The sequence below is a fragment of the Pseudomonas sp. CGJS7 genome, assembly GCF_036961695.1.
On sequence record NZ_JBAMDI010000064.1, the window covers coordinates 46836 to 58875 of the forward strand.

Here is a 12040-nt window from a genome sequence, read left to right on the forward strand (position 1 = left end):
ACAGGTTCATGCACAGGCTGGAGCGGCCGCTTCGGTGGCGCCGGTCGCGGATTGCAAAGCTCAGGGGAAACAAAGACTTGACCCGGACTTGGGGGAGCCCGTAGAATCCGCGGTCCTCTACGCAAGCTACAGCCGAGCCGATCATGGCGACCAAGCGCACCTACCAGCCCAGCAACCTCAAGCGCAAGCGCGACCACGGTTTCCGTGCCCGCATGGCGACCGCCGACGGCCGCAAGATTCTCGCCCGTCGCCGCGCCAAGGGCCGCAAGCGCCTGACCGCCTAATCGCGTTGCCGGCCGCCTGTCGCGATCGTTCCGATCCGGCGTGCCGCGGCCGAGCGCCTGCAATGAATTCGAACCGCTTCCCGCGCACCGCGCGGGTACGCGCGCGTTCCGACTTCGATCGCATCTTCAAGCATGGACGGCGCGTGGCGCTGCCCGTGCTTGCTTTGCATTTCCAGCCCGACGACGCCATCGCGCCGCGGCTGGGGCTGGCGGTCTCGCGTAAGGTCGATCCGCACGCGGTCGGCCGCAACCGCATCAAGCGCGTGCTGCGCGACGACTTCCGCCACCTGCGCGGCGAACTGGCCGGCGGGGACTATGTCCTGGTCGCCCGGCCCGGCGCATCGGCTTGCAGCGGCGAGGAACTCCGCGCCGCCTTCCACAGTCTGCTCAAGCGTGCCGGCGTCCGCGCGGCGGCGCTCGCATTGCCCGCAACTGCGGCGCCCGGCACAATGCCGGCCGCTTCCCCTTCTTCCGACACCACGCCGGACCCCGGTCCCGGCTGAGCCTGCCTGCTGCCCATGAACCAGACCCGTGCTTTTCTGATCCTCGCCTGGCTGATGGTGGCGACCTTGTTGTGGATGGAGTGGGGCAAGGAGAAATCCGCGCCGCCGGTCCCGCCGCCGAGCGCGGTCGCTCCGGCCAGCAGCGTGCCGGTCGCCGGCGCAATTGCGCCCAATGCCGCGGTCCCCGGCGTGCCCACTGCGGCGACGCCGCCTGCACCCGCCGCCGGCTCGACCGTCACCACCGCGCCGGCCGCCGGCGCCGACGCGCCGGTCGTGGTCACCACCGACGTACTCAAGGTGATCCTGCGCGGCGGCGAGATCAGCGAAGCCGATCTGCTGCGCTACCCGGTCACCTCCGAACCCAACAGCCCGCCGATGCGGCTGCTGGCGCACGACTCCACTTTGTACTTCGTCGCCCAGAGCGGCTGGGTCAGCCAGGGCAATGCCGCGCCGACCCACGAGTCGGGCTTCCGCTACGCCGGCGACGCGCGCGAGTTGAGCATCGCCAAGGACGCGCGCGAGATCGCCGTGCCGTTCGTGTGGACCGGCCCCAACGGCGTGAGCATCACCCGCACCTACACCTTCGGCCGCGGCGACTACGCGATCAAGGTGCGCGACGAAGTCAGCAACGCCAGCGCCGCGCCGTGGCAGGGCTTCATCTACCGCCAGCTCAGCCGCGTCCCGCGCGAGCTGACCCACAAGGGCCCCTTCAGCCCGGAGCAGTACAGCTTCCAGGGCGCGGCGTGGTACAGCCCGAACGACAAGTACGAGAAGCGCAAGTTCGAGAAATTCATTAACGACGGCAAGCTGGACAAGCAAGTCGTCGGCGGCTGGATCGCGATGCTGCAGCACCACTTCTTCGCCGCCTGGATTCCGGGCGACAAGGACCAGGGCCAATTCTCGCTGGAACAACTCAACGCCGGCGCCGCGCCGCAGTTCCTGATCCGCGACCTCGGCCCGGGCGTCAACGTCGCCCCCGGCGCCAAGGCCAGCACCGAAGCGCGCCTGTGGGTCGGCCCGAAGCTGGTCAAGGCGATCGAAGCGCAGAACGTGCCGGGCCTGGACCGCGCGGTCGACTTCAGCAGCTACAGCATCTTCGCGACCTTGGCCAACGGCCTGTTCTGGCTGCTCGAAAAACTGCACAACCTGTTCGGCAACTGGGGCTGGGCGATCGTCGGCCTGGTGGTGTTGCTGAAGCTGGCGCTGTATCCGTTGTCGGCCGCGCAGTACAAGTCGGCGGCGAAGATGCGCAAGTTCCAGCCGCGCGTGGCTCAGCTCAAGGAGCGCTACGGCGAGGACAAGCAGAAGTTCCAGATGGCGCTGATGGAGCTGTACAAGAAGGAGAAGATCAATCCGGTCGGCGGCTGTCTGCCGTTGCTGCCGCAGATGATCATCTTCATGACCTTGTACTGGATGCTGGCCGAATCGGTGGAGCTGCGGCATGCGCCGTGGATGCTGTGGATCCACGACCTGACCGCGCGCGACCCGTTCTTCGTGTTGCCGCTGCTCAACATCGCGGTGATGTGGACCACCCAGAAGCTCACCCCGATGACCGGCATGGACCCGGCGCAGGCCAAGATGATGCAGTTCATGCCGCTGATCTTCGGCGTGATCCTGGCGTTCCTGCCGGCGGGTCTGGTGTTGTACCAAGTCGCCAACGGCGGCCTGGGCCTGCTGCAGCAGTGGCTGACCACCAAGCGCTACGCCGAGGAACCGGCGGGCGGCGGGAAGGACAAGGACTGAGGTCTGGTTCGATCCGTGGTGTCGCGAGGCCCGCCGTAAGGCGGGCTTTGTGTTTGTGGGGTCGGAGTGTCGGATGGGAGAAGCGTTGCGCTTTTTGCTCGTCATTCCCGCGAAGGCGGGAATCCAGAGACTTCAGCGTCATCCCGCCAAGGTCGTCATTCCCGCGGAAGCGGGAATCCAGCGACTTCAAGCGTTCTTGCACGAAACGCCCTGGATTCCCGCTTTCGCGGGAATGACGGATTGGAAAGAGCGCGCTAAAGGCTCTTGGCCCTGGATTCCCGCTTTCGCGGGAATGACGTGTTGGTGAGATCGCGCTGAAGTCTCCTCGATGCTCGGTTTCGTTGATGTAAGCGGCGAGGCGACCTCCGCGCCAGCCCAAAACCGAAACACATCCCCTTCGCCCACCGCCCTTATCATCCCCCCATGACCCCAACCGCCGCCCGCGACACCATCGCCGCCATCGCCACCGCCCCGGGCGCCGGCGGCGTCGGCATCGTGCGTTTGTCCGGCCCGCGTTCGCGCGAGATCGCGCAAACCATCGCCGCGCGCGAGCTGCGCCCGCGCCACGCCCATTACGTGCGCTTCCGCGACGAAACCGGCGCCACCCTCGACGACGGCATCGCGTTGTACTTCGCCGCGCCCGCCAGCTACACCGGCGAAGACGTGGTCGAACTGCAAGCGCACGGCGGCCCGGCGTTGCTGGAAGAACTGCTCGCGCGCGCCTGCGCCCTGGGCGCGCGCCGCGCCCGGCCCGGCGAGTTCAGCGAACGCGCGTTTCTCGAAGGCCGGCTGGATCTGGCCCAAGCCGAAGCCGTCGCCGATCTGATCGCCGCCGGCGATGCGCGCGCCGCCCGCGCCGCGCGCCGCGCCCTCGACGGCGAGTTCTCGCGCCGCGTCGATGCCTTGGCCGGCGACGTGCTGGCGATCCGCGTGCACGTGGAAGCGGCGATCGATTTCGCCGACGAACCCATCGACACCTTGGGCGGCGCCGCGCTGCGCGCGCGCTTCGCCGCCGCTTCGACCGCGCTCGACGACTTGCTCGCCGCCGCCGAACGCGGCCGCCGCCTGCGCGATGGCTTGCACGCGGTAATCGTCGGCCCGCCCAACGCCGGCAAGAGCTCGTTGTTGAACGCCCTGGCCGGCAGCGACCGCGCCATCGTCACCGACATCGCCGGCACCACCCGCGATCTGCTGCACGAGACCGTGCGCCTGGACGGCGTCGAGCTGACCCTGGTCGACACCGCCGGCCTGCGCGAAGGCGGCGATTCGATCGAACGCGAAGGCATGCGCCGCGCGCGCGGCGAACTGACCCGCGCCGATCTGGCGATCGTGGTGCTGGACGCGCGCGACCCGCACGGCGGCGCGGCCTCGGTTGCCGACGCCATCGCCGAAGTGCCGGCGCGTCTGTTCGTCTACAACAAGATCGACTTGCTCGAATCCGATTACGACTCGCCCGGCCCGGCCGATATCGGCGGCGAAGACCGGGTCTTCGTGTCTGCGCAAACCGGCGCCGGTTTGCCGACCCTGCACGCGCGTCTGCGCACGCTGGCCCAGGGCGACGCCGCCGACGCGGCCGAAGGCGCCTTCACCGCGCGCGCGCGTCATGTCGATGCGTTGCTGCGCGCGCGCGACGAACTCGACGACGCCCGCGCGCAACTGGATCACGAGATGCTGGACCTGGCCGCCGAAGCGCTGCGTCAAACCCACGAAGCGCTGGGCGAAATCACCGGGCGGGTGCGCGCCGACGATCTGCTCGGGCATATCTTTTCGAGCTTCTGCATCGGCAAATAAGCCGATGCGCGCGCTGGCTCAGGCCGCGCGCGGGTAGTCGGTGTAGCCGCGTTCGTCGCCGCCGAAGTAACGCGCGCGATCGCCCGGATTAAGCGGCAGGCCGTGCTGCAAGCGATGCGGCAGATCCGGGTTGGCGATGAACGGCCGGCCGAAACCGATCAAGTCGGCCCAGCCGCTTTGCAGCGCGTGTTCGGCGCGTTCGCGGGTGTAACGGCCCGAATAAATCAGCGTGCCGCGATAGACGATGCGCAAGGCTTCGCGGAACGCGTCGGGCATGTCCGGCGCGTCGTCCCAATCGGCTTCGGCGATGTGGATGTATGCCGCGCCGATGTCGTCGAGCAGCTTCGCCGCGGCCAGATACGTCGCCTGCGGCGTGTCGTCGACCGCGCCTTGCAAGGTGGTCAGCGGCGCCAGACGCACGCCGAGGCGGCCGGGGCCGACGACGGCGTACACCGCTTGCGCGACTTCGCCCAGAAAGCGCAGACGGTTGGACAGACTGCCACCGTATTCGTCGTCGCGCGCGTTGGCCTGCGAGTCGATGAACTGATTGATCAGGTAGCCGTTGGCGCCGTGCAGTTCGACGCCGTCGAAGCCGGCTTCGAGCGCGTTGCGCGCGGCTTGCGCGTAGTCCTCGACGATGGCGGCGATTTCCTCGACGCGCAGCGCGCGCGGCGGCGAGTGCTGGACCATCTCGCCCACGCCGCTTTGCGGACCGCGATTCTCGACATCGACGAACACCTTCACGCCTTCGGCGGTCAGCGCCGACGACGACACCGGTGCGGCGCCATCGGCCTGCAAGGCGACGTGCGAGACCCGGCCGACATGCCACAGCTGCGCGAACATGCGTCCGCCCGCGGCATGCACCGCGTCGGTGACCTGGCGCCAGCCGGCGATCTGTTCGCGGGTGTAGATGCCCGGCGTCCAGGCATAGCCCTGGCCTTGCCGGCTGATCTGGGTGCCTTCGCTGACGATCAGCCCGGCGCTGGTGCGTTGGGCGTAGTAGTGCGCCATCAGTTCGGTGGCGACCTCGCCGTGGGCGGCGCGCGAGCGGGTCATCGGCGGCATGACGATGCGGTTGGGCAGGGCGAGTCCGCCCAGGCGGTGTGGGGTGAACAGCATGTCGGTTCTCTGCAAGTCGTATGCGGGCAGTGTGGGCGGCGCGCGCTCGGCGAAAAATACGTGGCGCGGCGAATGAGCTTTGCCTTGTGCGCAAGAATCGCCGGCGCGGGCCGGGGCGGGATTCAATCCCAGGCCGGCGCCAGGCCGTCCGGGTCGGTCAGGCGCTCGCCGCGATCGAGGGTGGCGATGCGGGCCAGGTCGTCGTTGTCCAGACGCAGCGAGGTCGCCAACAGATTGCTGGCCAGATTCTCGCGCTTGGTCGAGGACGGAATCACCGCATAGCCCAACTGCATCGCCCAAGCCAACGCGACTTGCGCGGGCGTGGCGTCGTGCTTGCGCGCGATCTCGACGATGGCCGGATCGGCCAGCACCTTGCCGTAGGCCAGGGTCATGTACGAGGTCAGGTGGATGCCGTTGGCTTGCGAGAATTGCGCGAGCTTGCGGTTCTGCAGATACGGATGCAGTTCGACTTGATTGGTCGCGATCTCTGCCGCGCCGACCGCGTCGATCGCGCGCTGGGTCAGATCGATGTTGAAGTTGGAAATGCCGATGGCGCGGGTCAAGCCTTCGCGCTTGGCTTGCAGCAAGGCGCGCATGAACTCATCCACCGGCACTGCATCGTTCGGCGACGGCCAATGGATCAAGGTCAGATCGACCCGATCGGTGCGCAGCTTGCCCAGGCTCTCGCGCAGGCTCGGGATCAGCTTGTCCTGGGACAGATTGTCGACCCAGATCTTGGTGGTGAGGAACAACTCATCGCGCGCCACACCGCTGTCGGCGATGGCTTGGCCGACTTCGGCCTCGTTGCCGTAGATCTGCGCGGTGTCGATGACGCGGTAACCGACGTCCAGGCCGTTGCGGACCGAATCGATCACGGTCTGGCCCTTGAGACGGTAGGTGCCGAGACCGAAGGCGGGAATGTTCATGGCGAAACCTCGTGAATGGATGAGCGAAAGAAACAGATCAGTGCGCCGCGACGACCGCGCCGCTGACGCGCTCGGGCACGCCGTCGCGACGGTCGAGCCGGCCGCTGAGCGCGGTCAGGCCGAATGCGCCGAACACTACCAACGCGGCAATCCACGGCGTGTGTTGCAGACCCAGATGAGCGACCACCCAACCGCCGGCCCAGGCGCCGCCGGCGACGCCGAGATTGAACGCGGCGATGTTGAAACCGGCGGCGACATCGACCGCCTGCGGCGAATAGCGTTCGGCCTGCTTGACCACATACACCTGCAACCCCGGCACGTTGCCGAACGCGACCGCGCCCCAGGCCAGCGCGGTCAACACCACCAGCCACTGATGCGGCGCGGTGAAAGTCAGCAGCAGCAACACCGCGGCCAGCAGAAGGAAAATGAGCTTGAGCGCTTTGACCGGGCCCTGCTTGTCGGCGAGCTTGCCGCCCCACACATTGCCGATCGCCACCGAGACGCCGTAGGCGAGCAACACCAGGCCGACCATGTTCGGGCCGAACCCGGCGATGTCCTGCAGGATCGGCGCGAGGTAGGTGAACGCGATCAGCGAGCCGCCGTAGCCGACCGCGGTCATCGCATACACCAGCAGCAAACGCGGTTGCAGCAGCACCGAGGCTTGCTTGAGCAGCGGCGCCGGCGCGGTGTGGGCGATCTTCTTCGGCACGAACATCAGGCTGCCGAGCATCGCGATCAGCCCGAACGCGGCGACGACGACAAACGTGGTGCGCCAGCCGAAGTGTTGGCCGATGAAGGTGCCCATCGGAATACCGGTGACGAAGGCCACGGTCATGCCGCTGAACATGGTGGCGATGGCGCTGGCGGCTTTTTCTTTCGGCACCAGGCTGGTGGCGATGATCGAGCCGACCGAGAAGAACACGCCGTGGGCCAGGCCGGTGAGGATGCGAGCGAGGATCAGGGTGGCGTAACCCGGCGCGAGCCAGGCCAGCAGGTTGCCGGCGGTGAACAGCGCCATCAGCGCGACCAGCAGGGTTTTGCGCGGCACGCGCGCGGTCAGTGCGGTCAGCAGCGGGGCGCCGATGGCGACGGCGAGGGCGTACAGGCTGACCAGCAGTCCGGCCGAGGGCAGGTCGACGCCGAGGTCGGCGGCGATGGTGGGGATCAGGCCGACGATGACGAACTCGGTGGTGCCGATGGCGAAGGCGCCGAGGGTCAGGGCCAACAGGGCGAGGGGCATGGGGGGCATCCGGTGGATGGGGATGCGCAGTGTCGGCCAGAGGTTGTTGTCGAAAAATGGGGTTTTTGGTGAATTACTTTTGACTTTGGATCAATAGTTGATTGGCGGAAGCTGCAGCTCTGGATTTACGGGTTTGGCCGCCGAAAGGCTTGTGGACAAGCGTTTTGGCTCCCGATGAAACAACGCTTTCAGATTGCGTTTTCCGGAAACAAACACCGAAAGTTGTCCAAGGCTGACGCGAGCCCCAACGCCTCGCAACTGCCGGTCTTGCCGTTGCCTTCCCTTCTCCCGCTTGCGGCGACCGAAGGGAGTGCAAGGCTGAGAAGGTGCCCGAAGGGCGGATGAGGGCGCTGTTGCTGTTGCTGTTGCCGTTGTTGTTGCCGTTGCTTTGGCCCGGCGGCGCAACTGACTCGCGATAGCGATAGGACACCCGGAGGGCGGCGCACAAGGACGTGCGCCGGGTTCCGTCGCGGGCAGGATGCCCGCTACGGAACCTGCCTGCGCAAGCTACGCACTCGTGGCTTTTGACTCGAAACAGGGAAAAGCGTTTTCTTTGGTGACTTTCTTTTGTCGCTTTGGACAAAAGAAAGTTACCCGCCGCTTTAGTGGCGGAAGCACTTGATCTTGATCTTTGCTCTGAGGCTCTTAAAAGCTTTGAAGCTTGTGATGACAAGCAAGGTCAAATGCTTCCGCCACTAAAGCGGCGGGTAACTTTCTTTTGTCCAGAGCAACAAAAGAAAGTCACCAAAGAAAAATGCTCTCCCTGTTTCGAGTCAAGAGCCACGAGTGCGGTGCTTGCGCAGGCAGGTTCCGTAGTGGGCATCCTGCCCACGACGGAACCCGGCGCACGTCCTTGTGCGCCGCCCTCCGGGTGTCCTTTTGCTATCGCGAGTCAGTTGCGCCGCCTAGCCAAAGCACCAGCAACGACAACAGCAACGGCAACAGCGCCCTCATCCGCCCTTCGGGCACCTTCTCCCGCAAGCGGGAGAAGGGCAGGCGATGGCGACGGCAACGAGGATCGCAACGGCAACGTGGGTTGCCGTTGTGATATCGAATTCGAAAGCCGCATCCATCCGAATACAGCAACAAGAAAGTCGGGACGCGCCGTTACCCCAACGACGCCAACGCAGCCTCAGCGACTACCGCCGAACAACCCGAACACCACCAGCAACGCAATCAACCCCGCCAACACCGCGAAGAAAATCTTCACCCAGCTGTAAGGCCGCTCGCCCGCGATCTGCCCGGTGTACCCATTGGCCAACACCTGAAAACTGCGCGAGCCATAGGTGTAGCTCACCAACCACACCGGCACCAGAATGTGCTTGAACGTGCGGCCGCGAAAGCTCGCCCGCACCTGCAGATTGCGCTGGGTATCGCCCGGCACTTCCGCCGAACACAGCGCCCGCGTCTGCTCCTGCATCGACGCCTCGCCGCGTTGCGCGGCCTGGCGCAGATCGACTTGATAACGTTCCACCAGCCACCCGCGCACGAACTCGGGCGAGTACGCCTTCAAATCGGTGGTGGTCGGAAACGCGCCGATCTGTTGCAACAACTGCGCGTGCACCCCGACCGTGCCGGGAACCAGTTCGTCGTCGAAGAAATGCCGCAACGAACCCGACGCGTCTTCCCAGCGCGTGCGCTGCACTTGCCGGGTTCGGCGTTGGCCGTTCTCGGTGTAGCTCTCGGTTTCGTAATAGTGGTAACCGGCCTGCGCCGTCCACTCGGCCGAAACGTGCGCGTCGAAGGTCCAGTACGGCAGGTACACGCCCTTGAGCGTGTCGGTCAGCGCCGCGTTCTTGAGACGGTTGGGCGCGAACCAGCGGGTGCCGTACCACTTGCGGATCGCGTCGCGGACCTGGCCGTCGCTGATCTTGAACGGCAGCAGGCTTTGCGGGGTGATCGCATCGCCCAGCGACTGGTGATCGATGATCGACGGCGAACCGCAGAATTCGCAGCGCTGCGCGACCTTGCCGTCGACGAACACCGAGATCGCCTTGCAGCTCTGGCATTGCACTTCGCGCCGCTGGGCGTCGTCGCCGTAGCCGCGTTGCTCGGCCGGGTGTTCGGCCAGGGCCTTGACCAGATCGAGCTCGGCGACTTGCTCGCCCTGCGCTTCCTGCGCGGGCGACCAGGGCACGATGGTGCCGCAATACGGGCAGGCCAGCGATTGCTTGGCCGCGTTCCATTGCAGATCCCCGCCGCATTCCGGGCAGGGATGTTTGCCGACGGTGGCGTTGTCCATCAGCCGCGCAGGAATTCTTCGAGCGCGGCCTTGGCGATGCGGGTGGCGTTGCCGATCTTGCGCGCCTTCAGATCGCCCGAGGCGATCGCGGCCATCACGTCCTCGACCGAGACGCCGAGGGTGGCCGCCGCTTGTTCGGGCGTGAGCACTTCCACCCCGCCCGCGGCGGCCGGCGCCGCGCCGGGCGCGGGCGCCGCGGCCTGCTGGCCTTGCATGCTGCGCATCATTTCCTGGGCCATGCCGAAGCCGATCGCCATCTGCGCCGCGCCGCCGGCCGCGCCGCCGTCGCTGCCGTTGGCCATCGAGCTGCCCATCTGGAACTTGACGTAGTCGTTGAGGTTGCCGACCGCGCCCATGCTCGAGCGCGCGTCGATCGCCTTCTCCACTTCCGGCGGCACCGAGACGTTTTCCAGCACGAAGCCGGTGATCTCGATGCCGTACTTGGAGGTCATCGCCGGGTTGATGATCGGCAGCAGCGCGTCGCCGAGTTCGCCGTAGCGCGAGGCCACGTCCAGCGCCGGCACCTTGGCGGTGGCCAGCGCGTCGGTGAATACGCTGACGATGCGCGAACGCATGGTGTCGGCGAATTCATCGAGGCGGAAATTCTGATCGGTGCCGGCCACTTCCTTGAGGAACCTGGGCGCGTCGACGATGCGGAAATCGTAGGTGCCGAACGCGCGCAGGCGGACCACGCCGAAATCGGCGTCGCGCATCATCACCGGGTTGGAGGTGCCCCACTTGTTGCCGGTGAACAGCCGGGTGTTGAGGAAGTAGACATCGCACTTGAACGGCGAGTTGAAGCCGTACTTCCAGCCGAGGATCGTCGACAGGATCGGGATGTTCTCGGTCTTCAGGGTGTGCTTGCCGGGATTGAACAGGTCCGCGTACTGACCGGCGGCGACGAACTGGACCTGCTGCGACTCGCGCACGATCAGCTGGGCGCCGTTCTTGATCTCCTTGTCGTCGTCGGGGTAGCGGAACGACAGGGTGTCGCGCGAATCATCGGTCCACTCGATGATCTCCAGCAGCTCGCCCTTGATGAAACCCAGAATGCTCATGACCCGCTCCCGCTTCCTGCCTGTGGTGCGGCGATTCTAGTGCACGCGGGCGACGGCCCGGCCACTGCGCGGTGTCGGCGGTGCCGGCAGGGGCGCCGCCGCCGGGGCAGCGAGCGGACGCTTGCGTATGCTCGCCGGCCCGTCCGGGCCGGACGGATTCGCGCGCCCACGGCGCCTGGCGGCGGCGTGTTTCATATCTGAGACCGGGGTCCGGGACGGCGTCGGCGCGTCGCGCGCGCGGCGGCGAGAACTGTGCGGGCGGTCGCGCCGGCTTACGCAAACCGACACAGTGGGTATCGGTGGCCGGCGCGATGGATGGCACACTCCGGGTCTGACGCCCATCCCGGGGACCACCGTAACCTGAATGCTTGACAAACGCGGCCCGCTAGCGCGTCCTATCGGGCGTGCGCCCGGCCCCGTATCGGACGGGTCTCGCGTACTTCAGGGGAGCTTTTATCAATGATCGTCGCTAACTATGACCGGCGTACCAGCCGGCTGTCCGTTGTAAAGCAGGTGTCCGCCGTGCTCGCGCTGGCTTGCGCGCTGGCCGCCTGCGGCAAGAAAGAAGACGCTGCGCCGGCCACGGACGCCGCGCCCGCGCCTGCCGCCGCCGCGCCCGCGGTGACCGCGCAGAACGCCGTTTCGGCCAAGGTGTCGGCCCTGACGGTCGACCAATTGCGCGAGGCCGCACGCAAGGCCTATGTGGAAAACCGACTCTATGCGCCGGCCGAGGACAACGCCGTCGAGTACTACCTGGCCCTGCGCGAAAAAGCGCCGGCCGATGCGGTGGCGTCCAGCGCCCTGACCGATCTGTTGCCGATGACGGTCATCGCGACCGAGCAAAGCGTGGGCCGCGAGGACTTCGCCGAAGCCCAGCGCCTGGCCGCGCTGATCGAACGCGCCGACGCCCAGCATCCGGCGCTGGCGCGGCTGAAGACCAGCATCGCCGCGGCCCAGGACTCGGTGACCAAGCGCGCCGAGCAGGAAAAGCTGACCGCCGAGGAACAGGCCAAGAAGCAGGCTGAGCTTGAGAAACAGCGTCTGGCCCAGCAGCAGCAGCAACAGCAGCAGGCCGCCCAGCAACTGGCGACCCAGCAGGCCGCCGACCGCCAGGCCGCGACCCAGCGCGCGGCC

9 protein-coding genes and 1 pseudogene are annotated in these 12040 nt (G+C 66.8%); 5 read left to right on the forward strand and 5 right to left on the reverse strand.

The annotated features are described in order from the left end of the window. The first annotated feature begins 143 nt into the window (after positions 1–143). The 4 genes from rpmH (at position 144) to mnmE (ending at position 4321) form a co-directional block, all read left to right on the forward strand. Positions 144–284, forward strand: coding sequence for a 50S ribosomal protein L34 (gene rpmH / locus V7787_RS30700; RefSeq protein ID WP_027083663.1), 141 nt, complete (start codon positions 144–146; stop codon positions 282–284). 62 nt (positions 285–346) lie between these two features. Beyond that, complete coding sequence (gene rnpA, locus V7787_RS30705; RefSeq protein ID WP_336091190.1) at positions 347–787, forward strand: ribonuclease P protein component; 441 nt, start codon at positions 347–349, stop codon at positions 785–787. 15 nt (positions 788–802) lie between these two features. Further along, positions 803–2530, forward strand: coding sequence for a membrane protein insertase YidC (yidC, locus tag V7787_RS30710; RefSeq protein ID WP_336091192.1), 1728 nt, complete (start codon positions 803–805; stop codon positions 2528–2530). A 423-nt stretch (positions 2531–2953) separates the two neighbouring features. Beyond that, positions 2954–4321, forward strand: a complete 1368-nt coding sequence (mnmE, locus tag V7787_RS30715; protein WP_336091194.1) for a tRNA uridine-5-carboxymethylaminomethyl(34) synthesis GTPase MnmE — start codon at positions 2954–2956, stop codon at positions 4319–4321. A gap of 18 nt (positions 4322–4339) precedes the next feature. On the opposite strand, the gene V7787_RS30720 is transcribed toward mnmE, so the two are convergent. The 5 genes from V7787_RS30720 to V7787_RS30740 form a co-directional block, all read right to left on the reverse strand. Continuing rightward, positions 4340–5440, reverse strand: a complete 1101-nt coding sequence (locus tag V7787_RS30720) for an alkene reductase (RefSeq protein ID WP_336091196.1) — start codon at positions 5438–5440, stop codon at positions 4340–4342. Between the two features lie 122 nt (positions 5441–5562). Next, positions 5563–6366 carry a 2,5-didehydrogluconate reductase DkgB gene (gene dkgB / locus V7787_RS30725; RefSeq protein WP_336091198.1) on the reverse strand — a complete coding sequence of 268 codons (804 nt, stop codon included), beginning with the start codon at positions 6364–6366 and terminating at the stop codon, positions 5563–5565. Positions 6367–6403: 37 nt separating this feature from the next. Next, the gene (locus tag V7787_RS30730; protein ID WP_336091199.1) at positions 6404–7606 is read right to left on the reverse strand and encodes an MFS transporter; all 1203 of its coding nucleotides are present in this window, start codon (positions 7604–7606) and stop codon (positions 6404–6406) included. Between the two features lie 1132 nt (positions 7607–8738). After that, complete coding sequence (locus tag V7787_RS30735; protein WP_336091201.1) at positions 8739–9848, reverse strand: hypothetical protein; 1110 nt, start codon at positions 9846–9848, stop codon at positions 8739–8741. After that, entirely contained in the window at positions 9848–10906 is a 1059-nt protein-coding gene (locus tag V7787_RS30740) for an SPFH and helix-turn-helix domain-containing protein (protein WP_336091202.1), read from the reverse strand. The genes V7787_RS30735 and V7787_RS30740 overlap by 1 nt, the downstream gene beginning before the upstream one ends. 459 nt (positions 10907–11365) lie before the next feature. Here V7787_RS30740 and V7787_RS30745 point away from each other — a divergent pair. Further along, positions 11366–12040 (forward strand): annotated as a pseudogene (locus V7787_RS30745) (hypothetical protein); the annotation flags it as partial.